This window comes from Streptomyces sp. NBC_01210 (assembly GCF_036010325.1).
Lineage (GTDB): Bacteria > Actinomycetota > Actinomycetes > Streptomycetales > Streptomycetaceae > Streptomyces.
In genome coordinates, this window is record NZ_CP108549.1 from 3,942,385 (window position 1) to 3,964,317 (window position 21,933).

Below are 21,933 nucleotides of genomic sequence, written 5' to 3' on the forward strand. Positions count from 1 at the left end.
CCGGGGACGCACGCTCCGCTCAAGCGGCGCCCCCGGGGCTTTGCGCTCTCTGAGAGAGCCTGATCAGACGCGCGCCAACGCGCGCTCCTCGTCCGGGTCCTCGGGACTGTCGGCGAGTTCCTTGTGCAGCTTCTCGCCCTCCACGTCCACATTGGGCAGCACCCGGTCCAGCCAGCGCGGCAGCCACCACGCCTTGTGGCCGAGCAGCGCGAGCACCGCGGGCACGATCGCCATCCGGACCACGAAGGCGTCGAAGAGGACCGCGATCGCCAGACCGAAGCCGATCATCTTCACCATCTGCTCGCTGGAACCGATGAAGCCCGAGAAGACCGCCATCATGATCACCGCGGCTGCGGTGACCACCCGGGCCCCGTGTTTGAAGCCGGTGACGATCGCCTCGCCGGGCCGCTCCCCGTGGACGTACGCCTCACGCATCCGCGTGACCAGGAAGACCTCGTAGTCCATGGCGAGACCGAAGACGACGCCCACCATGAAGATCGGCATCATCGACATGATCGGGCCGGTCTGCTCGACGCCGAAGAGCGAGCCGAGCCAGCCCCACTGGAAGACGGCGACGACCGCGCCCAGCGCCGCGACGACGGAGAGCAGGAAGCCGAGTGCCGCCTTCAGCGGTACCAGCACCGAGCGGAAGACCACCATCAGCAGCAGGAAGGCGAGACCGACGACGAGCGCGAGATAGGGCACCAGCGCGTCGTTCATCTTCTGCGAGAAGTCGATGTTCATCGCGGTGGCGCCGGTGACCAGCACGTCGTCGCCGCTGTCGGCCCGGATGGAGTGGACGAGGTCCTCGGTCTCGACCGAGGAGGGCCGGTCCTTCGGTACGACCGTGACCATCGCGGTGTCGCCGGCCTTGTTGAACGCCGGCGGGGTGACGGCCACGACGCCGTCGAGGCCCTTGATCTCCTTGACCGTACGGTCCGCCGCGGCCTTGTCGCCGTCGACGACCACCAGCAGCGGACCGTTGAAGCCGGGACCGAAGCCGTCGGACAGCAGGTCGTACGCCTTGCGCTGGGTGGTGCTGACCGGCTGCGCACCGTCGTCCGGCAGACCCATCTCCAGCGACGCGGCCGGTACCGCCATGGCACCGAGGCCCACGACACCGACCAGCAGCACGGCGACCGGCCGACGGATCACGAAGCGCGCCCAGCGGGTGCCCATGTTCGGCTTGTCGCCGGCCGGCTGACCCTTGCGCGCCTTGCGGCCGAGTACCCGCTTGCCCGCGAAGCCGAGCAGCGCCGGGATGAGGGTGAGCGCGATGAGGACCGCGATCACGACCGTACCGGCCGCGGCGAAGCCCATCTTGCTGAGCATCGGGATATTGACGACGGCGAGGCCGACGAGCGCGATGACCACGGTCAGGCCCGCGAAGACGACCGCGGAGCCCGCGGTGCCGACGGCCCTGCCTGCAGCCTCCTCGCGATCGCGGCCCTCGGCCAGCTCGGCGCGGTAGCGGGAGACGATGAAGAGCGCATAGTCGATGCCGACCGCGAGGCCGATCATCGTCGCCAGCGTGGAGGTGGTGGAGCCAAGGTCCAGGACGTTCGCCAGCGCGGTGATCGTGGAGATCCCGATGCCGACGCCGATGATCGCGGTGAGCAGCGGAAGTCCGGCGGCGACCAGCGAGCCGAAGGTGATCACGAGCACCACCGCGGCGATGCCGACGCCGATGATCTCGCCGGCCCCGGTCTCCGGGACGGCCTGCAGCGCGTCGCCGCCGATCTCCACCGTCAGCCCGGCGTCACGCGCCTCGGTGCCGGTCTCCTCGAGCGCCTTACGGGTCTCCTTGGTCAGCTCCATCGAGCTGACCTTGTACGAGACCGACACGTACGCCGTCCTGCCGTCCTTGGAGACCGCCTTGACGCTGTACGGGTCGGTGACGGAGGCGATCTGGCCGGAGCCGGACTTCAGCTCCGCGACCGCCTTGTTCACCTCGGCCTTGTTGGCCGGCTCGGTCATCTTCCGGCCGTCGGGCGCCTGGAAGACGACGCGGGCGGTCGCGCCGTCGGGGCTGGCCCCGGGGAAGCGCTTTTCCAGCAGGTCGAAGGCCTTCTGCGCCTCCGTGCCCGGTATGGAGAAGGACGAGGAGGTGGCGGTGGACGCGGAGGCCGCGGCGACCCCGGCGAGTGCCAGCAGCGCCACCCACAACAGGGCGACGAGGCGGCGGCGCCGGAAGGCGGACCGCCCGAGTTTGTAGAGAAACGTGGCCACGAGGGCGTACTCCCGTTGAGTGGGGTGAACAGGGCATGGGGAGCCGGCCCGACGACGAGAGCGGCGCGCGTCAGGAAGGTGGAGCTGGTGGTGCGGGGAGGGTGGAGCCGGTGGTTCGGGGAGGTCTGTGGGTCAGACGCCGAGGGCGGGGAAGAACACGGCGTCGAGGTAGTCGGTGAGGAAGGTCCGGTCGGGGGTCCGGTCCTCGATCAGCTGCCGGGCGACGAAAGCGCCGACCAGCATGTGCGGGACGAAGTCGAGTGCGGGATTGTCCACCCTGACCTCGCCCCTTTCCACGGCCCGCCGCAACAGCGTGTCGAGTCCGGTGATCTCGGGCTCGATCAGCAGTTCCCGCAGGGCCTGGTGGAGATCGGGGTTTCCATGGATGGCCTGGGCCAGACCCCGCATCAGCGCGGAGTCCTTCTCCATCTGACAGTCGTCGGTGCGGTCGAGCATTGCCTGGAAGTCACCCCGCAGGGTGCCGGTGTCGATATCGGCGACGCTCACCGGCTTGTTGTGCCGCAGGGCCCTGGCCACCAGCTCCGGCTTGCTCCGCCACTGGCGGTAGAGCGTGGCCTTGCTGGACCGGGTCCTGGCGGCGACGGCGTCCATCGTCAGGGCGTCGTAGCCGACTTCGCGCAACAGGTCGAGGACGGCTTCGTACAGCTCCGCCTCGCGCTCAGGCGTGAGCCGGGTGCGCGTCATGGCCGACCTCCTGTCACACGCGAACGAAACGGTTTCGTACAGCTCCACGATAGCCAAGCCCCTCAGCGAAACGAAATCGTTTCGCATGTGGTGTCGGTCACGAATCCGAAGAGGGTTCACCCCCTCCCACGAGTTGCCGCACCCACCCGGCACGGAAAGCATTGAAGGGTGAGTGACGACGTCGCGTATCTCCGTTTCCCGCATCTGCACGACGACTTGCTGTGCTTCGCCGCCGAGGACGATCTCTGGGTCGCGCCCCTGGTGCCGGAGGGGCACCGGCCGGAACGGGCCTGGCGGCTCACCGTCGACCGGACCAGAGTCGGTCATCCGCGCTTCTCCCCGGACGGCCGCCATATCGCGTACACGACCTGGCGCAGCCTCGACCCGGAGATCCATCTCGCACCGGTCGCCGGCGGACCGGCCAGCCGGCTGACCTACTGGGGCTCCGCCGACACCCGGGTCTGCGGCTGGGACCCGGACGGCAACATCCTGGCCGTCTCCTCGCACAGCCAGCCCTTCTCCTACTTCTCCTGGGCCTACAAGGTGGCCACCGACGGCTCCCCCGGCCGACGGCTGCCCTGGGGCCCGGTCTCCGACCTCCAGGTCGCGGACATCGAGGAAGAGCACCGCTCGCTGCTCCTCACCGGCAAGCCGCCGCACGAACCGGCCGCCTGGAAGCGGTACCGGGGCGGAGCGACGGGCCGACTGTGGCTGCACGGCAAGCGGCTGCTCGCCGACCTCAACGGCCATCTGGACTGTCCGATGTTCGTCTCGGGGCGGATCGCTTTCCTCTCCGACCACGAAGGAGTCGGCAATCTCTACTCCTGCCTGCCCGACGGATCCGATCTCGTGCGCCACACCGACCATGACGCCTTCTATGCGCGGCACGCCTCGAGCGACGGTCGCAGAGTCGTCTACCAGTGCGCGGGCGACCTGTGGATCGCCGACGATCTGACGGACCCGGGCGCGGTGCCGCGCAAGCTGGAGGTACGGCTCGGCGGCCCGCGCGCCGGACGCCGCAGCTACCAAGTGCCGGCCGCCAGCCACGCCGACGCGATCTCGGTCGACGAGACGGGACGGGCCAGCGCCGTCAACGTACGCGGCAGCCTGTACTGGCTCACGCACCGCGACGGTCCCGCCCGCACGATCGCGGACACCCCAGGCGTACGGGTACGGATGCCGGAGATGCTCGGCAGCGCGGGCCAGGTCGCCTATGTCACGGACGCGGACGGTGCCGACGCCATCGAGATCTCGTATCTGCCACGGGCGAGCGGGGGCCGGGAGCCGCGGCGGCTGGCCTCCGGCGAGTTGGGCCGAGTCCATGAGCTGGTGTCGGACCCCCTCGGTGAGCGGATCGCGATCGCCTCCCACGACGGGCGGCTGCTGCTGATCGACGCCACGGAGGAGTCCGGGGGCACCTCCGCGGCCGAAGGCTCCGGGGACACCTCCCCTGCCGAGGGCTCCGGAGAGACCTCCCCGGCCGAGAGCTCCGGGGGCGGAGCGGTGACGGAACTGATCCACTCCACCAACGGGCCGGTGCGGGACCTGTCGTTCTCACCGGACGGTGCGTGGCTGACCTGGTCTCACCCGGGCATCGGCCGCTCGCTGCGGCAGATCAAGATGGCCCGGATCACCGACCGTACGATCGTCGACGTCACCAACGGCCGCTTCGAGGACGAGAATCCGGTCTTCACCAGGGACGGCCGCTATCTCGCCTTCCTCTCCTGGCGGGGCTTCGACCCGGTGTACGACGTGCACACCGGGGACCTGTCCTTCCCGCTGGGCTGCCGCCCCTATCTCGTACCGCTGTCCTCCGCGACGCCGTCGCCGTTCGCGCTGTCGCCGGACGGACGGCCCGCGGCCGGCGGACTCGACCCGCTGGTCGACTCCGAGGACAGTACGGCGGTGATGGTCGAGATCGAGGGCCTGGAGAGCCGGGTGACGCCCTTCCCCGTGACGGCCTCCAAGTACTCCGCGCTCCATCCGGTCAGCGGTGGCGGACTTGTCTGGCTGCGCTGGCCGATCTCGGGCGCGCTCGGCGAGACCTTCGCCAATCCGGCGGACACCTCCGGACGTCCCACGCTCGAGCACTTCGACATCTTCAAGGCCCGCAAGACCGAACTGGTCGACCATCTCGACTGGTTCGCGGTGAGCGGCGACGGCAGCAGGCTGGTGGTCGTGGACGAAAGTGAGCTGCGGGCCGTCCCGGCCACGGAGCCGGGCGACAGCGACTCGACGGTCTATCTGGACCTGCGCCGGATCCTGCACGATGTCGATCCGCCGTCCGAATGGCGCCAGGCGTACGGCGAGGCGGGCCGCATCATCCGCGCGTACTTCTGGGAGCCGGGGATGTGCGGCATCGACTGGGACGCGGTGCTGGAGCAGTACCGTCCGCTGGTCGAACGGGTCGCCTCGCCCGACGAGTTCGCGGATCTGCTGCGCGAGGTGCTCGGCGAGCTGGGTACGTCCCATGCGTACGTCACGCCGGCCCGGCGGAACGAGGGGCCGCCGCACTACCAGCGGCCGATAGGTCTGCTGGGCGTGAATCTGGTCTGCCGGGACGGGAGTTGGATCCTCGCCCGGATCCTGCCCGGCGAATCGTCGGACTCCAAGGCGCGCTCGCCGCTGGCCGGTACGGGTATCCGCGAGGGCGCGACCCTCACGCATGTCGACGGCCGCCCGGTGAATCCGGTGACCGGTCCGTACCCGATGCTCGCGGCGGCGGGCGGCACGACGGTCGAGCTGACCTTCCAGCCGCCGGAGGGCGAGGGGCCTTCGCGCCGGGTGGCGGTGATCCCGCTGGTGGACGAGCGGCCACTGCGGTACCAGGACTGGGTGGCCAAACGCCGTGAGGTCGTGCGGGAGTTGAGCGGCGGCAAATGCGGCTACCTGCATATCCCGGACATGGGCGGCTCGGGCTGGGCGCAGTTCAACCGCGATCTGCGCCTCGAGGTGTCCCGGCCGGCACTGATCGTGGATGTACGGGGCAATGCCGGCGGCCACATCAGCGAACTGGTGGTGGAGAAGCTGACCAGGAAGATCGTGGGCTGGGACCTGACGCGCAACGCCCAGCCCGTCTCGTACGCCTCCAATGCGCCGCGCGGTCCGATCGTCGCGCTGGCGGACGAGGCGACGTCCTCGGACGGCGACATGATCACGGCGGCGTTCAAACTCCTGGGCCTGGGCCCGGTGGTGGGCAGCCGGACCTGGGGCGGGGTGGTCGGCATGACGGGCCGCCACCGCCTGGTGGACGGCACGGTGATCACGGTCCCGATGAACGCGGCCTGGTTCAACGAGTACGACTGGTCGATCGAGAACCACGGCGTGGAGCCGGACCTGGACGCGCTGCGCACTCCGCTGGACTGGGCGGAGGGCCGCCATGCCCAGATGGACGACGCGATCGGCCTCTGCCTGGACCTGCTGAAGACACACCCCCCGGCGGAGCCTCCCGGCTACGAGAACGCCCCGGACCTGCGCCGCCCGAAGCTCCCGCCGCGGGGGGCGTGAGGGAACGTTGAGCCGTGGGGTACGTGCCGCTCACCGCAACTGCGCCGCGCACCGCCCTCGATGCTGGAGCCGTCGCGGACTGAGGGCGGGAGTCACTGACCCTGAGACGACCTGTCGGCGAGAAGCAAGGCAAGCGGCCCGGCCTGGAGGAGGAAGCGGCCCTGCGACGCCGCGTCGATCGCGTCAGGCATGAGCCACCAGGAGAGCTTGAAGTCATCCTCGGTCGCGGTGAGTTCCTGTAGCCCGCACGTCAGATGCTGGGCCTCGAAGAGGTGCACACGCGCCGTCGAGTCGAGGGTGATGGCGTACGAGCCGAGCGGCCGCCATGTCCCAGCGGTGATGCCCGCCTCCTCCCGCAACTCGCGGCGCGCACACTGCTCGGCTGTCTCGCCGTCTTCTCTCCGACCGCCCGGCAGGAACAGGTACTCGCCGCCGTGGCGGGGGAAGTCAGCACTCAGCACGGCCACCATGCCGTCGGCGTCGCGGGCCACCACAACGGAGGCGTCGCGGACGGGCCCGCGGGCTTGGATGTCGTCGCTCATGCCTGGCGAGAGTATCGGTCACTAGCGCACCATCGCCGCGAACGGCACGTTCATGACGACAGGCTGCCACCCCCACCGAGGCATGGGGGTGACCCCGTTCCCCAACTCAAGGGCGGGCGGGGACAGCGCCGCGTACGCGGAAGGGGCGCACCCGTCGTCACGGGTGCGCCCCTCATCCACGCGGCACAGCGCGAGCGCTCGCGTCAGATGTCGTAGTCCTGGTGGAACTTGTCCTCGGCGTCCTGCATGGCCTTACTGGTCATGCCCTGGTCCCGGCCACGCGAAATCCGCTCCGAGGATTCCTCCCGCGGCTGCGAACCACGCTGCGGCTGCGAACCACGCTGCGGCGCCGGGTCCTTCGCACCGCTCGTCTGTCGCTTCGCCTGCCGCTTCGTCTGCTTCGCCTGCTCTTCGAGCTTCGAGGCCTTGTCCTGGAACTGGTCCTTCATGCCCATGAAGATTCACTCCTAGAAGGGTGTGAGGGGGGTCGGGGGCTGTTACACCCCCTGGGCCTCGACCAGCGTGGCACGCAAGAACATACCTCGCATTTCGATCAATGACGCTGTGTACGGGCCTCCTCGTCCGCCGCCCCGCCGGCCCCCACGAGCCCCTTCCCGACGCCCCCCAGCCGAGGCTCGAAGCGCCGCATCTCCCGCTGCCCCACCGCCCCGATCAGCGACGGCAGGTAACCGCGCACCGACTGCATTCCCCGCAGCCACCACTGTGCGTACACATGCGAGGACCGTCGTTCGATCCCGGCCACGATCCGGTCCACCGCCGGGCCGAGCGGATACGTCTTGTTCGAGGGCCACGGCAGCCGCTGCCGCAACTCCCGCATCACCTCGTCCTGGTCCGCGCCACGCACCATGTCCGTGTCCGTCCAGGACAGATAGCCGACCCCGACCCGCACACCCTTGTACCCGACCTCCGCGCGCAGGCTGTGCGCGAACGCCTCGACGCCCGACTTCGACGCGCAGTACGCCGTCATCATCGGCGCCGGCGTGATCGCCGCCAGCGACGCGATCTGCAGGAAGTAGCCGCGGCTCTCCACCAGCACCGGCAGGAACGCCCGGCCCGTGACCGCGCTCCCGATCAGATTGACCTCGATCACCCGCCGCCACGCGACCGGGTCCGAGTCGACGAACGGGCCGCCGGAGGCGACACCCGCGTTCGCGACGACGATGTCGACCTTGCCGAAGCGCGCCTTGACCTCCTCGGCGACCCGGGCCATCGCCTCGTGGTCGGTGACATCCGCGTACCAGTGGTCGCTCTCGGTGTGCAGCCGCTCCGAGACCTCCTTCAGCACGTCGGGCTCCAGCCCCACCAGCGCCACCTTCGCGCCGCGCGCGGAGAGTTTGCGGGCCAGCAGCTCACCCACACCCCGCGCCGCGCCGGTGACGACCGCGACCTGTCCCTCCAGGCTGGTCCTGCTCATGCGGCCTCCTCCTTGGCATTCTGCTTGACGGTCGCCTTCGCGTTCACGGTCACGTTCCCGTCCTCCCCGTTGGCGTTCGCATTCACGTATGTACCGGCCAGCTCACGGATCTTCGCGGTGACCACCTCCGGCGCCTCCACCGGTGTCATATGTCCCATCCCGGCGAGCTCCACGAGTTCCACGCACTCGGGCAGCGCGGCGGCCAGCCGCCGCGCGTGCACGATCGGCGTGAGCCGGTCGGCCGTGCCGGACACCACCACCGTCGGCGCCCTCAACTCCCGTACGCCCGCGTCGAGATCGAGCTCGGCGAGCACATGCGCCCAGGCCACCCGGGTCGCCCGCGGACAGGCGTGCACGATACGGGCGCACTCCGCCACCCGCTCCGGCGCCGAACCGGGGCCCATCGTCCCGTACTTGAGAATGCGCTTCGAGAGCGGTGTCACCGGGCCGAGCGGGGCGCGCGCCCCGAGGATCATCCGGGTGAGCCGGGTCCGGGTCCGGCCCGCGCGCAGCGGCAGCACCAGCGAGTCCTCGACCAGCCTCGCGCTGCCCGTGCTGCACAGCAGGACAGCGGCCGCGTGCTCCGTGAAGGCGGCGCGGCCCGACGCGGCCATCAGCGTCATCCCGCCCATGGAGTGCCCGGCGAGCACAGCCTTCTCCCCCGGAGCCAGTGCCGCTCCGAGTACCGCTTCCAGGTCATCGGCGAGCAGATCCGTACCGACCGCGGCGGTCGGCGTACGGCCGTGACCGCGCTGGTCGTAGACGACCACCCGGTGATCCGCCGCCAAGTCCCGTATCTGCGCGGCCCAGAAGTGCGTCGAGCAGGTCCAGCCGTGGGCGAGCACCACGATGGGCGCGCCCTCGGGACCGTGCACCTCGACATGGAGGCGCGACCCGTCGGCGGAGACGGCGGTCAGTTCGCGATCGGCGACGGGAGGAGCGTCCGTGCGCCGCAGCAGCCGGCTCATCGCACGGCCTCCGCGGACTCCGCGGGCTCTACAGCCTCGACGGCCGACTCGGCGTCAACTGCCGGCTCGGCGTCAACACCCGACTCGGCGTCCACTGCCGGCTCGGTGCCCACGGCCGGCTCGGCGCCCTTCGCGGACACCCGGACGACCTCGTACTCCGCGAGGTCCACCTCACGCGTCGCCCGCCGGAACTCTCCGGTCGTCCCCGGCCAGAGCGTGGTGTTACGGCCGTTGGCGTCCAGATACCAGCTGTTGCAGCCGCCGGACTTCCACACGGTCCGCTCCATTCGCTCCTGCACCCGCCGGTTCCAGGTGTGCACGGCGGACGGCCGGGCCGCGAGCGCCGCGCGCCCGCCCAGAACGTTCAACTGCCGCATGTAGTCGGCCAGATAGTTCAGCTGCGACTCGATCATCAGGATCATGGAGGAGTTCCCGAGCCCGGTGTTCGGGCCGATGATCGTCATCCAGTTGGGGAAGCCCGCGGCGGTGGCGCCGCGCAGTGACTCCATCCCGTCCTTCCACGCCTCGGCGAGCGTGATCCCGTCGGCGCCCACCACACGCTCGGCGATCGGCATGTCCGTCACACGGAAGCCCGTACCGAAGATGATCGCGTCGGCCTCGGTCTCGGTGCCGTCGGCCGCTACCAGCGTCGACCCGCGTACTTCCGCCAGCCCGGAGGCCACCACGTCCACATTCGGCTGCGCGAGGGCCGGGTAGTACTCGCTCGACAGCAGGATCCGCTTGCAGCCGATGCGGTACGAGGGCGTGAGCTTGCCGCGCAGCACCGGGTCCTTGATCGAGCGGCCCATGTTGCGCTTGGCGATCGACTCGATGAGCCCGAGCTCGTTCGGTCGCTTGGTGAACGCGCTGACCTGCAGCTCCCTGATCCCCCAGAGCAGCCCGCGGCGCGCGGCGCCCGTGAACGGCAGCCGGCGGTGCAACCATCGCTCGGCTCCGGTGATCGCGCGGTCCATGCGCGGCAGCACCCATGGCGGGGTCCGCTGAAACAGCGTCAGCTTTGCCGCCTCCGGCTGGATCGACGGCACGATCTGGATCGCCGACGCACCGGTCCCGATCATCGCGACGCGCTTGCCGCGCAGGTCGTAGTCGTGGTCCCAGCGGGAGGAGTGGAAGACCTTGCCCGGGAAGTCGGCGAGCCCCGGAATCTCCGGAATCTTCGGGTCCGACAGCGGCCCGGTCGCGGAGACCACGACGTCGGCGGTCAGCGTCCCCTTCGAGGTCTCGATCTCCCAGCGCAGCTCGTCCTTGTCCCAGTGCATCGTCAGCACTTCATGGTTGAGGCGGATGTGGGAGCGGAGCCGGAAGGTGTCCGCGACATGCTCCAGATAGGCGCGGATGTGCTGCTGCCCGGAGAAGGTGCGCGGCCAGTCGGGGTTGGGCGCGAAGGAGAACGAGTAGAGATGCGAGGGCACGTCGCAGGCGCACCCGGGATAGCTGTTGTCCCGCCAGGTCCCGCCGACCGAGTCCGCCCGCTCCAGGACGACGAAGTCGGTGATCCCTTCGCGGCGCAGCCGGACCGCGGCCCCCAGGCCGCCGAACCCGGATCCGATCACCGCCACTCGTACGTGCTCGTGCTGGCCCATGCCGCCGCCTCCCGCTGAACGTCACAACCCTGCCAGCGATCACTGGCACAGTTGGGAGAGTAGAGCAGCAACATACCCAGCGGTAGGGGTCGGGCCGGGCGAGTTACTGCCGGTACAACATAGGCTGACCGACGTGGCAGAAGGACGAGCAGGGCGCGAGTACCGCATGCAGGAGCTGGCCAAGGAGGCCGGCATCACGGTGCGCACGGTGCGCTTCTACCGCGAGCGGGGACTGATTCCGCCACCCCGCCGCGAGGGCCGTATCGCCTGGTACGACGAGCATCATCTGGCCCGGCTCCGTACGATCGCCGCGCTGCTGGAACGCGGCCACACGCTCAACGGCATCGCGGACCTCGCCACCGCCTTCGAGAGCGGACGCGACGTCGGCGAGGTGCTCGGCCTCGGCGAACCCACCGAGGAGACGCCGGTCAGGCTCAGCCCGGAAGAGCTCGCCGACTACTTCGAGGGCGAGGTCACTCCCGAGAACCTGGCCGCCGCGCTGGACCTCGGCTATCTGGCGACGGACGGCGACGAGATCGTCCACATCAGCCGCCGCCTGCTGGACGTCTCGGCGGCGCTCGTACGGGAAGGCGTACCGCTCGCCGTGGTCCTGGACGCGGGCCGCCGGGTCCGCACCCACGCGGACGCACTGGCCGAACTCTTCGTCGGGATGCTGAGCGCCCACACCACGGAGGGCGGTGCGGACCGGCTGCGTCCGCTGGCGAAGAGCGTCGTGGACGCGGAACTCTCGATGGCGATGGACCGCCTTCTGCGCAAGACACCCGACCGGTAGCGGCCGCAGGGCACGGCCCCGCCGGACCGGCGCCGCGGCCGACGGCCGGTACGGCTCCAGCTCGTAGACCGCCCCCGCTCGCGCACCGCCACAGCCCGCAGACCGCCCGAGCGCGTACACCGCCACAGCCCGCAGACCGCCACCGCTCGCGCACCGCCACAGCCCGCAGACCACCCGAGCACGCGCACTGCCCGAGCGCGTACACCGCCACAGCCCGCAGACCGCTACCGCTCGCGCACCGCTAGAGGTCGTAGGCCACCGTCACCGGCGCATGGTCGCTCCACCGCTCCCCGTGCGTCGCCGCCCGCTCGACCCACGCCTTCACCGCGCGCTTCGCCAGACCCGGCGTCGCCACCTGGTAGTCGATCCGCCAGCCAGTGTCGTTGTCGAAAGCCCGCCCCCGGTACGACCACCAGGAGTACGGACCCTCCTCGTCCGGATGCAGCGCGCGCACCACGTCGACGTACTCCGCCTCGTCGAAGACACGGGTCATCCACTCCCGTTCCTCGGGCAGGAAGCCGGAGTTCTTCTTGTTGCCCTTCCAGTTCTTGAGGTCGGCCTCCTGGTGCGCGATGTTCCAGTCGCCGCAGACCACGACCTCGCGTCCGTCAGCCGCCGCCCGCGCCTTCAGCTCGGCGAGGTACGGCAGGAACTCCGCCATGAACCGAGTCTTCTCGTCCTGCCGCTCCGTCCCCACCTCGCCCGACGGCAGATAGAGGCTGGCGACCGTGACGCCGGGCAGATCGGCCTCGACATACCGACCACTCGCGTCGAACTCGCTCGACCCGAACCCGATCCGCACCTGGTCCGGCTCACGCCGCGTGTAGAGCGACACGCCCGCGCGGCCCTTCGCGGCGGCCGGGGCGTGCACCGTGTGCCAGCCCTCCGGCTCGCGGACCTCGTCGGGGAGCTGGTGCGCCTCGGCCCGTACCTCCTGGAGGCAGATGGCGTCGGCTGCGGTACCGGCCAGCCACTCCACAAAGCCCTTCTTGGCCGCGGCGCGGAGACCATTCACATTCACGGTTGTCACGGTGAGCATCCCGGCACCCTACCGAGCACCACACCGACAGCCCGCATTGCATACATGTACGATCGTCCGCATGATTTTCCGCCAAGTGCCCTTCGACCACCCCGATGCCGTCAAACTCAATGACCAGGTGCAGCTCGAATACGCCGAGAGGTACCAGAGCGAGGGCGATGTCACACCGCTCGACGCCGCGATGTTCCTGCCGCCGCGCGGTCTCTATCTTCTCGCGTACGACGATCACGACCGTCCCGTCGCCAGCGGCGGCTGGCGCTCGCAGGAAGCAGGCGGCGAGGGCTACAGCGACGGAGACGCGGAGCTCAAGCGCATGTATGTGATCCGCGAGGCGCGTGGCCTGGGCTTCGCCCGCCGGATCCTCGCCGCGCTGGAGGACGACGCCCGCGCCGCCGGCCGTACCCGGATGGTTCTGGAGACCGGCACCAAGCAGCCCGAGGCGATCGCCCTTTACACCTCGTCCGGCTATCTGCCGTGCGCCAAATTCGGCCACTACCGCCATCACGACGAGAGCCGCTGCTTCGCCAAGCCGTTGTCGCGCCCCTGACATAAACGCGATTCCCGTGGCACTCTGCCTCACGCAAGCCGATCCGCACCGCCTCATCCCCCACCCTGCCCGAGCGACTCCATGCGCGGGCACGGCAGAAGGAGACATGCGTGAGACGCCATCGCACCGCCGCCGGGATCCTGTTGACCGTCGGCACCCTGCTCACCGGAGCGCTGTCCGCCACCACCGCCGGCGCGGCCCCCACTCCGTCCCCCGCACCCAGTGTCTTCAAACAGCAGCAGACACAGGGCTTCTGGACCGCGGAGCGGATGCGCAACGCCACTCCGCTCGATCTGATCCAGGCCGTTCCCGGCTCGGTCAGAGCCCCGCGGTCCGGTGGCAAGGAGACGGTCGTCCCGCCGACCGCCGTGTCCCCCACCGCGTTCCCGCAGGCCGGCGGCGCGTGGACGGGCGGCGGCGCCGTGGTCAAGACGTCCGGCCGGGTGTTCTTCACCTTCCAGGGCCGTACGGCATCCTGCTCCGGCGACTCGGTGACCAGCCAGAACGGCAGCACAGTGATCACCGCGGGCCACTGCGTGAAGTACCAGGGCAGCTGGCACACCAACTGGGTCTTCGTGCCCGCGTACAACAACGGCCAGGCGCCGTACGGTCAGTGGTCCGCCACCAAGACGTTCTCGACGGACCAGTGGGCGGCGAGCGAGGACATCAACTACGACGTCGGCCTGGCTGTCGTCGCCCCGCTGAACGGCAACAAGCTCGCCGATACGGTCGGTGCGCAGGGCCTGAGCTTCAACGGCGGCTACAACAAGCCCATGTACGCCTTCGGCTTCCCCGCGGCCGCCCCGTACGACGGCACAAAGCTGATCTACTGCAGCGGCAACAGCTCGAAGGACTTCCTGTTCTCGAAGGACCACAGCCTGGGCTGCAATATGACGGGCGGCTCCAGCGGCGGCCCCTGGTTCACCTCGTTCAGCGAGGCCACCGGCACCGGACTGCAGGCATCGGTGAACAGCTTCGGCTACACCTTCCTGCCGAACCGGATGTTCGGCCCGTACTTCGGCAATGAGGCCAAGGCCGTCTACGACAAGGCCCAGACCTCCTGATCCCTTCGGGAGCCGACGGGGGCCGCTCGGCCCCCGCCGGTCCCGCCCGGCGCGTTCGGGCCGGCGCGTTCGGGCCGGCGCGTTCGGGCCGGGTCAGCGCCGCCCGCTGCCCGCAGGCACGCCGTCACCGGCCGCGCCCGCCATCTCGTCCTCGTCCTCGCCCTCGGTGTCCACATGCGGCAGGACCCGGTCCAGCCACCGCGGCGTCCACCAGGCCGCCCGCCCCATCAGCGTCATCACCGCCGGCACCAGCAGCAGCCGCACCACGGTCGCGTCGATGAGCACGCTCACGGCCAGGCCCAGGCCCAGCATCTTGACCACGATGTTGTCGCTGACCACGAAGGCGGCGAAGACGCTCACCATGATGAGCGCGGCGCAGGTGATGACGCGTGCGGTGATCTCCAGCGCGTGCGCGACGCTCGCCTTCGGGTCGCCGGTGCGCAGCCAGGCCTCGTGCACGCGGGAGAGCAGGAAGATCTCGTAGTCCATGCTCAGCCCGAAGACGATCGCGAACATCATCATCGGCACATAGCTCTCGATGGGCACCTTGCCCGATACCCCCAGCGCCGGGCCGCCCCAGCCCCACTGGAAGACGGCCACCACAACTCCGTACGAGGCCGCGATGGACAGGACGTTGAGCACGGCCGCCTTGACCGCGACCAGCAGCCCGCGGAAGACGATCAGGATGATGAGGAAGGCGAGGGCGACCACCACGGCGATGATCAGGGGCAGTCGGCTGGAGACAATGTCCAGGAAGTCGACCTGGGCCGCGGTCGTCCCGGTGACGTAGCCCTGTGCGGAGGTGCCGTTGACGGCCTCGGGCAGGACGTCGTCGTCCAGCCGGTTGACCAGCTCTGTGGTGACCTCGTCCTGCGGCGCCTGCTGCGAATAGGCGGTGCCGACCAGTACGTCTCCGTCCTGAGTGGGCTTCAGCGGGGTGATCACGGCGGCCCCGGACACATGGGCGAGCGCCTTCTGAGCCTGTGTCGCAAGCGCCGCGCGGTCGGCGGCCGGCACCGAGGTCTGGTCGATGACAAGGGTCATCGGCCCGTTGGACCCGGGGCCGAAAGCGTCGGACATCAGGTCGAACGCCCGCCGGTCCGTGAAGGACTTCGGGTCGGCGCCGTCCCCGATGTGGCCGAGCTGGATGGAGAACAGCGGGATGGCGAGCACGGCAATGACGACCACCCCGCCGGTCAGGAACCACCACGGCCGTCGCTCGACGCGCTGTGCGTACCGGCGCCAGCTGCCGTGCTCCCCGGCGCCCGGCTCGGTGCCCGGCACGGCGTCCGTCTCCGCGACCGGCTTGCGCACCCGGTACTTGTCGATCCGCCGGCCGGTCAGCCCCAGCAGCGCGGGCACCAGGGTGAGCGCGCCGGCGACCGCCGTGATCACGGTGACGGCGGCCGCCACCCCGAGTTTGGAGATAAAGCTGACCCCGGAGACCGACAGTCCCATCAGAGCGATGATGACCGTGCATCCGGAGACGAGCACCGCCCGGCCGCTGGTGGCCACCGCCTTGCCCGCGGCGACCACCGGATCGGCGCCGTTCATGAGGTTCTGCCGGTGCCTGGTGATCAGGAACAGCGCGTAGTCGATGCCCACGCCGAGACCGATCATGGTGGCGAGCGTGGGTGAGACGGTGGCGAAAGTGAACGCGGCGGCGAGCAGCCCGAGGCAGGCGAGCCCGCAGATCACACTGATCAGCGCCGTCAGCAGTGGCACACCGGCGGCGAGCACACTGCCGAAACCGATCAGCAGTACGAGGACCGCCACGCCGAAGCCGATCAGCTCACTGATCCGGTCGTTGGCCGCGGGCCTGGCCAGCTCACCCAGCAGGCCGCCGTACTCCACATCCACCCCGGCGGAGCGCAGCGGCTGGACGGCCGTGTCCACACCGTCGAGATACGACTTCTCCAGAGTGGACGGCTGCACATCGAAGCGGACGGTGATGTACGCGGTTGCGCCGTCCGTGGAGAGGGGGCCGATGTTCTGTCCGGACGGCTGCTGCGGGGGCGGCGTCGAGCCCGGCGGAGGCAACGGGTTCTGCGCGGACAGCACATGCGGCAGCTTCTGGAGGTTGCCGATCACCGTGGACATCTGCGAGGCGAAGCCGGTGAGCGGCTTGGCCGTGTCGTTCAGGACGATCTGGGCCGCGTAACCGCCGGCAGCGGGATCGTGTTCCTTGAGCACCTCCCGCCCCTCCGTCGACTGGACGCCGGGCAGCGAGAAGTTGTCGGAGTACTCGCCGCCGTACGCGTGCTGCAGAACCTGCAGGCCCGCGAGGGCGACGAGCCAGGCCAGGATGACGACCGCACAGCGGCGGGCGCACCATTCACCGAGCCGCCGCAGCAGGCCTTTGCGGGCCGCGGCTGCAGGGGCAGAGGCGGAGGCGGAGGACGCGGCCGGGGAGTCGTGCGGAGGCTGAGCCAACGACATGCCTTTCTCCCGACGAGAACCGGCGCACGGATGGCTGCCGAGGTCTGGAGGTGCTCTCTCTCCGACACCGGTCCAGAGAAAGACACAGCGGACATTCAGCATTAAAAGCCCGATCCGACCGCACGGCATGCGCACTTCCGTGTGGAAGGCGCCCCTTGGGCGTTGGTCGGAGTCGGCTCACTCCGGATGCGTGGAGCCGAGTGCGCCGGGACTTCTGGGCACCCAGCCGGGTACGGCCGCCACCTGCTTCGGACTGGGCTCGCGCATCAGGGCGCGCCAACCGTTCTGGCCGCCGTTGCCGTCGAGCCGGACGTCAATGTCCTTGATCTGTCCGGTGTCGTGGAAGTACAGCACCACCATTTGGCGATCGGAGCCCTCGTCGTAGAAGTCCGCGGTGACCTTCCCCCGGGCGCCGTTGCGGAACTCCTTGATCCAGTTGGCGGCCGTCTTCTTGGTCTCGTCCTCGGTGCCGTCGCTGCTCGCGAGCGATTGCAGCCCTTCTGCCCGCTCGTCAGCGATCCGCCAGACGATCTCTTGCGTCACTTCCAGTGAACCGGTGGACGGGTAGCCGACCACCCTCAGTGGCTCATGGTTGGCGTAATCCTCGGCGTAACGCACGGCGGCGTCGTCCGAGGGCGAACATGCCGTCAGCACTGCGAGCATCAGAAAGGCTGACAGAGCCGCTGCCAGCCTTCGTGTTCCTGCGGCCCGGCTCATTCGGCGCTCATGGGCGGCATGATTCAGGATCCGCTCGATCGGGTTGCGCGTGCCGCGACAGCGGGCCAGGACATCGTCCAACGTGGGTCGGCTCTTTCCTCGGTCTCTTGCGTCGAACACCGCGCGAATCCGGTGACTTTCGACAAGCAGAGGCGCGAACGACGAGATCCCGGTCAGACGGTGAGTCTGACCGGGATCTCGTGAACAGCATTGTTGTGGACCTGTGGGGATTTGAACCCCAGACCCCCTCGATGCGAACTACAGGCGGGGCGGTCGTTGAGGTCCGCTCGGCTGGTCAGCCGGGGTGATCGGGGCCGATGTCGGTCGGATGCGGCCGTGGTGGTTGCTGTACTTCGCTGCTGTACTGCGGCTCCGGAGGCCTCGTGAGTCCCGGGTGTATTCGCTGGTCAGCGTGGTAGGGCTGTGCCCGCGGGAGCTGCCAGTCCATGGTTAGGCAGCGAGACTGGATTCTGCGGTCTCGCGCTTACCGCCTGCGCCGGTGCTCCGCTCCCGGACGGAATGTCCGGGCCTGGTTCGCGCAGCACGCCCGTAGGAGCCGTCGGGCAGGCCCTGTAACCATCAGCGGCGGGGAAGCGCGGTCTGTAAAGCCGAGCGTCCGCATCCATAGCTGCTTCATCCGGCCCCGTGAGCTGGATGCTGGTTTTCGGCCCGAAGGGGCCCTTTTGTCGCTGTCTGCTGCAACAATGCCCTGGGCCGGCGTACGGGAGGGGTTTCAATGATCGGGGAGACGGCCGCATTACGGCTGGGCACGACGGTGGCGAACGCAGCTGGTCAGTGGTGGCTAGGCGGCAAGCGGCGGGAGCAGGAGCGCCGACTATCGATGGAGGAACTGATTCGGGTTCGGGTACCCGGTGTGAGGCTACAGCGCGAGGTCCAGCAGCAATTCGAAAAGATTACCAACGCGGTCTTCGACCGGTTGGAGCCGTACTTGAAGCATGCGTTCCAACGCTTGGACGAGGGCGGCCGTCAGGCCGTGATCAACGCTGTGGCCGACACGTTTACCCACGCGGACCTCTCGGACGAAGCTCTCCTTGCTGCGAACGCCCAGCCGGCCGAGCTCACTCGCTACATCGCCGGTTCCGTAAGCGGGCCGGTAGGCCTAAACGAGGCGGAGACTCGCCTGTATGACGTGCTCTTCGCTGAGTGCGTCGAGTACTACGTCTACATTGTGCGTAGCCTGCCCGTCTTCGAGGAGCGGGTAGCAGGCGAGTTGCTGGCGCGGACAGCCACGCTGGGGGCTGAGGTAGCCCGGATCTTGGAGCGGCTCCCCGATCGGTCACTGTTCGCGCCAGACGGCACGGACCAAGACACGGCCTTCCGTCGTACCTATATGGAACTGGTCAGCAGGGAACTCGACGAAGTCGAGCTGTTTCGCCGTACGTCCGATCAGGCATCCGCACCACGCGTACGCTTGTCGACTGCGTACGTCAGCTTGCGGGCCACCGGCGACGACGGCAAGCGCCGACGTACCGTCCGTTCTCTGTCACCACTCAGACCTGACATGAGCAATTGGGAAGGGGCTGGCAGCGAGAACATCGGTATGGGAGTCGAGTCCGCGCTGAGCAATGCGTCCCGGGTGCTCCTGCGGGGCGAAGCCGGTTCCGGAAAGACGACCTTGCTGCGCTGGCTGGCCGTGATGGCTGCGCGCGGAGCCTTTACCGGGGAATTGGCCGAATGGAACGGGCTCACTCCGATCTTCATCAAGTTGCGTGAGTACAGTGGTCGCACGCCGCCAAAACCAGAGGCCATGCTCGACGGAGTCGCCGGTCCGATCACCGGGGTCATGCCTCGGGGGTGGGTGGAGCGACAGCTCAGCGGCGGCAGGGCATTGCTCTTGATCGACGGCGTGGACGAGCTGCTCGACCGGGAACGCCGACTGGTACGGGACTGGCTGCGCAAACTGCTCGCCCAATACGACTGTGTACGGGTGGTCGTTACTTCGCGCCCTGCGGCGGCCGGCGCGGACTGGTTACGCAATGAGGAATTCACGTCCCTCCATATGGAACGGATGACGCCTCCAGACCTGGCGGCATTCGTACGGCAGTGGCACCAGGCAGTGAGGGACCTCGGCGGCGACCTGCCCTGCTCCGTAGACGAACTGCCGCAGTACGAACAGTCCCTTCTCACCAGTCTCAAGGACCGGGCCCACCTCCAGTCTTTGGCGAGCACACCGCTGTTGGCAGCCATGTTGTGCGCCATGCACTTGAACAGAGGACGCCAGCTGCCGCGGGATCGCATGGAGTTGTATCGCAATGCCCTGGACACCCTCGTACACGATCGCGACGCCGATCGGAACGTGCCGAGCGCGGTGGACAGTAAGCTCAGCCTCGGTGACAAACTCGTCATACTAAGGGACCTCGCATGGCGCTTGTCGGATAACCACCGAAGCGAAGTCGACCTCGAAAGGGCAGCCGGCTACGTCGCGGCGAAGCTAAAGTCGATGCGCCACCTGGACGATCTAAACGGCGACCAGGTCCTTGAGCAACTAAGGCATCGTTCTGGAATTCTCCGGTCTCCTGCGGAGGGGCGCTTGGACTTTGTGCACCGGACCTTTCAGGAGTACCTCGCCGCGAAGGAGGCTGCGGAAGAGGATCGTATCGGCAACCTTATTGGCCGCGCGCACCTTGATCTGTGGCGCGAGACAATCATCATGGTGGCGGGCCACGCCAATACGCGTCAGCGGGAGGAACTGCTCGGTGGCATCCTCGACCGTGCCGAGGAGGAGATCCGTCACGCGCGCACACTCCATTTAGTGGCGGCGGCATGTCAGGAGACCATGCCGGTAATCTCGGTCGGCCTTGCGAACCGTCTAGACGAGGCGGTACGCAAACTGCTTCCGGCGCGGCGTATTACTGATCCGCCCGCCCTAGCGGCTGTAGGACCCAGCCTCCGCCGTTGGCTACCGTCGTCGCTGGCGCAGTTGACCGAGAAGGCTGCAGCACAGACCGTACGGACCGTGGCGCTGATCGGAGGCGAGGAGTCTCTGGAACTGCTTGCGGGCTACGTGGGAGACGAGCGTCCGGGCGTTGTCCAAGCACTCATCGGCGCGTGGGACTACTTCGATGCGGATTCTTACGCCAATGGTGTCTTGTCTCGGCTACAGCTGGCGGGGAACGATGTGCTGATCAGTCATCCCGGCCAGCTGAAGGCAGCACGCCGGTTGCGTTCATTGACACACCTCGAAGTAAATTACTCGGTTCGGGGTATCGAGTTTCTCGCCGACTTCCCGCCTCTAGAGCAGATTTGGATAAACGGAGCGATTGAAGAAATCGATCTGTCTGTTCTTCGCGGGCACCTTGGTTTGCAGCAGCTCATGATATTTGGCGGCACGAAAGTTGGAGAAGCGTCGATTCTTGGGGAGCTCACAGAGTTGCGGGCCCTCGGACTTCCTTCCCCTGACGAGGTGGACGAGCTGGTCTGGCGCTCATTGAACAAGCTGGAGTTCCTCAGCTTCAGCTACGTCACGGCGGAGAGCGACCTTAGCCAACTGCTCGCACTCCCTGAGCTGGAGTGGCTGCAAGTGGTAGGGGCGGATTTCATCACGATAAAAGGATTTGAAGACCTTGCGGGATCGGCCAAGCTCCGTTCCCTATATCTTGGCGAGTGTGACGTAAATTCCTGGATCGCTACGCTCAAGAGTGCCCCACCCTCGTTGGCGCACCTGAATCTGCACACCTGCGTAGTGCCTTCCGACCCTCAAATTTTTGGGCGGCTCGGAAATCTTGAATATGTGTCACTTGCTGAGTGTCAAACCCCCGACGGTGCGCGAGTCGCAGCCCTAGACATTCCCGGCGTGTCGACGCAGGTCATTTGACCTCAGCCCCCTCTCGCGGCGAACTTGTTGAGCGGGCAGATCATCGGGCCGGGCGTGTTCGGTCATGAGCCGATCCTGTCAGGCGACAGTGTGCCTGAGGTCGGTGGAATGGCTTTGGTCGGTGTCCTGCCTGGTTTGGGGTCGTGCATGATCAGGGGGCCGTACGCTTGCCGGCTACTCGGGCAGGCTTGTCCCCTGCCCGCAATGTGTCCGAGTGGCCCCCTGGTCTTGCTCGACGCGGGTCCCGAATCGGGGAGGTGGGTAAAGCCGTGGAGCCGTCCGTCCCCACCCCCGGCCTGGTTCTTTTCGCCCCCTTGTGGGCGCGGGCGGGCGACGACGTGCGGCCCCGGTGGCGAAGACATTGAGGGGCAAGCGCGGCGGCGTCCGGCCGGCGCCGCCGCACTCCGTGCGGCACTCTCTGATCTTTGATCAGACTGCTACCGCAGTTCAGGAGGCCGGGAATGCAGACGTTCGATGCGTCAAATGTGGTGTTCTCCCGAGCGTCCGTC

General features: G+C 68.4%; 15 protein-coding genes. 5 read left to right on the plus strand and 10 right to left on the minus strand.

Annotated features, from left to right (window positions below):
- Positions 1-63 precede the first annotated feature (63 nt).
- Together OG735_RS17715 and OG735_RS17720 are read right to left on the minus strand one after the other, a co-directional pair.
- On the minus strand, positions 64-2,229 hold the full coding sequence (locus tag OG735_RS17715) for an MMPL family transporter (protein WP_327324153.1): 2,166 nt from the start codon (positions 2,227-2,229) through the stop codon (positions 64-66).
- Positions 2,230-2,361: 132 nt separating this feature from the next.
- Positions 2,362-2,934 (minus strand): TetR/AcrR family transcriptional regulator, encoded by a 573-nt coding sequence (locus OG735_RS17720; RefSeq protein ID WP_327324154.1) that lies wholly within the window; start codon positions 2,932-2,934, stop codon positions 2,362-2,364.
- Positions 2,935-3,102: 168 nt separating this feature from the next.
- On the opposite strand from OG735_RS17720, the gene OG735_RS17725 reads away from it, so the two are divergent.
- Positions 3,103-6,441, plus strand: coding sequence for a S41 family peptidase (locus OG735_RS17725; protein ID WP_327324155.1), 3,339 nt, complete (start codon positions 3,103-3,105; stop codon positions 6,439-6,441).
- Positions 6,442-6,533: 92 nt separating this feature from the next.
- Here the strand turns inward: OG735_RS17725 and OG735_RS17730 are convergent, their stop codons facing one another.
- From OG735_RS17730 to OG735_RS17750, 5 genes are all read right to left on the minus strand, one after another.
- Positions 6,534-6,983, minus strand: coding sequence for an NUDIX hydrolase (locus OG735_RS17730; protein ID WP_327324156.1), 450 nt, complete (start codon positions 6,981-6,983; stop codon positions 6,534-6,536).
- A gap of 203 nt (positions 6,984-7,186) precedes the next feature.
- Positions 7,187-7,438: a hypothetical protein gene (locus OG735_RS17735; protein ID WP_327324157.1), complete on the minus strand. Its 252-nt coding sequence runs from the start codon at positions 7,436-7,438 to the stop codon at positions 7,187-7,189.
- A 98-nt stretch (positions 7,439-7,536) separates the two neighbouring features.
- The gene (locus OG735_RS17740; protein WP_327324159.1) at positions 7,537-8,418 is read right to left on the minus strand and encodes an SDR family oxidoreductase; all 882 of its coding nucleotides are present in this window, start codon (positions 8,416-8,418) and stop codon (positions 7,537-7,539) included.
- Positions 8,415-9,386, minus strand: a complete 972-nt coding sequence (locus OG735_RS17745) for an alpha/beta fold hydrolase (RefSeq protein ID WP_327324161.1) — start codon at positions 9,384-9,386, stop codon at positions 8,415-8,417. Before OG735_RS17745 ends, OG735_RS17740 begins: the two co-directional genes overlap by 4 nt.
- Complete coding sequence (locus OG735_RS17750) at positions 9,383-10,990, minus strand: flavin-containing monooxygenase (RefSeq protein WP_327324162.1); 1,608 nt, start codon at positions 10,988-10,990, stop codon at positions 9,383-9,385. The genes OG735_RS17745 and OG735_RS17750 overlap by 4 nt, the downstream gene beginning before the upstream one ends.
- 166 nt (positions 10,991-11,156) lie before the next feature.
- Between OG735_RS17750 and OG735_RS17755 the strand changes: the two genes are divergently transcribed.
- A complete protein-coding gene (locus tag OG735_RS17755) occupies positions 11,157-11,783 on the plus strand; it encodes a MerR family transcriptional regulator (RefSeq protein ID WP_327328361.1) in 627 nt (208 codons plus the stop codon).
- Between the two features lie 241 nt (positions 11,784-12,024).
- Here OG735_RS17755 and OG735_RS17760 read toward each other — a convergent pair whose 3' ends face one another.
- Positions 12,025-12,822: an exodeoxyribonuclease III gene (locus OG735_RS17760; protein WP_327324163.1), complete on the minus strand. Its 798-nt coding sequence runs from the start codon at positions 12,820-12,822 to the stop codon at positions 12,025-12,027.
- Positions 12,823-12,883: 61 nt separating this feature from the next.
- Between OG735_RS17760 and OG735_RS17765 the strand changes: the two genes are divergently transcribed.
- A complete protein-coding gene (locus OG735_RS17765; protein ID WP_327324164.1) occupies positions 12,884-13,369 on the plus strand; it encodes a GNAT family N-acetyltransferase in 486 nt (161 codons plus the stop codon).
- A 110-nt stretch (positions 13,370-13,479) separates the two neighbouring features.
- Entirely contained in the window at positions 13,480-14,433 is a 954-nt protein-coding gene (locus OG735_RS17770) for a trypsin-like serine peptidase (protein ID WP_327324165.1), read from the plus strand.
- Positions 14,434-14,526: 93 nt separating this feature from the next.
- Here the strand turns inward: OG735_RS17770 and OG735_RS17775 are convergent, their stop codons facing one another.
- On the minus strand, positions 14,527-16,872 hold the full coding sequence (locus tag OG735_RS17775) for an MMPL family transporter (protein WP_327324166.1): 2,346 nt from the start codon (positions 16,870-16,872) through the stop codon (positions 14,527-14,529).
- A 177-nt stretch (positions 16,873-17,049) separates the two neighbouring features.
- A complete protein-coding gene (locus tag OG735_RS17780) occupies positions 17,050-17,526 on the minus strand; it encodes a hypothetical protein (RefSeq protein WP_327324167.1) in 477 nt (158 codons plus the stop codon).
- Between the two features lie 799 nt (positions 17,527-18,325).
- Between OG735_RS17780 and OG735_RS17785 the strand changes: the two genes are divergently transcribed.
- A complete protein-coding gene (locus OG735_RS17785; protein WP_327324168.1) occupies positions 18,326-21,424 on the plus strand; it encodes an NACHT domain-containing protein in 3,099 nt (1,032 codons plus the stop codon).
- Positions 21,425-21,933: the final 509 nt, after the last annotated feature.

Excerpts from the sequence above, each read along its gene's own strand:
- OG735_RS17730 (WP_327324156.1), bottom strand. The coding sequence starts at position 6,983 with ATGAGCGACGACATCCAAGCCCGCGGGCCCGTCCGCGACGCCTCCGTT.
- OG735_RS17765 (WP_327324164.1), top strand. The coding sequence starts at position 12,884 with ATGATTTTCCGCCAAGTGCCCTTCGACCACCCCGATGCCGTCAAACTC.
- OG735_RS17745 (WP_327324161.1), bottom strand. The coding sequence starts at position 9,386 with ATGAGCCGGCTGCTGCGGCGCACGGACGCTCCTCCCGTCGCCGATCGC.
- OG735_RS17755 (WP_327328361.1), top strand. The coding sequence starts at position 11,157 with ATGCAGGAGCTGGCCAAGGAGGCCGGCATCACGGTGCGCACGGTGCGC.
- OG735_RS17775 (WP_327324166.1), bottom strand. The coding sequence starts at position 16,872 with ATGTCGTTGGCTCAGCCTCCGCACGACTCCCCGGCCGCGTCCTCCGCC.
- OG735_RS17785 (WP_327324168.1), top strand. The coding sequence starts at position 18,326 with ATGATCGGGGAGACGGCCGCATTACGGCTGGGCACGACGGTGGCGAAC.
- OG735_RS17740 (WP_327324159.1), bottom strand. The coding sequence starts at position 8,418 with ATGAGCAGGACCAGCCTGGAGGGACAGGTCGCGGTCGTCACCGGCGCG.
- OG735_RS17720 (WP_327324154.1), bottom strand. The coding sequence starts at position 2,934 with ATGACGCGCACCCGGCTCACGCCTGAGCGCGAGGCGGAGCTGTACGAA.
- OG735_RS17750 (WP_327324162.1), bottom strand. The coding sequence starts at position 10,990 with ATGGGCCAGCACGAGCACGTACGAGTGGCGGTGATCGGATCCGGGTTC.
- OG735_RS17735 (WP_327324157.1), bottom strand. The coding sequence starts at position 7,438 with ATGGGCATGAAGGACCAGTTCCAGGACAAGGCCTCGAAGCTCGAAGAG.
- OG735_RS17760 (WP_327324163.1), bottom strand. The coding sequence starts at position 12,822 with ATGCTCACCGTGACAACCGTGAATGTGAATGGTCTCCGCGCCGCGGCC.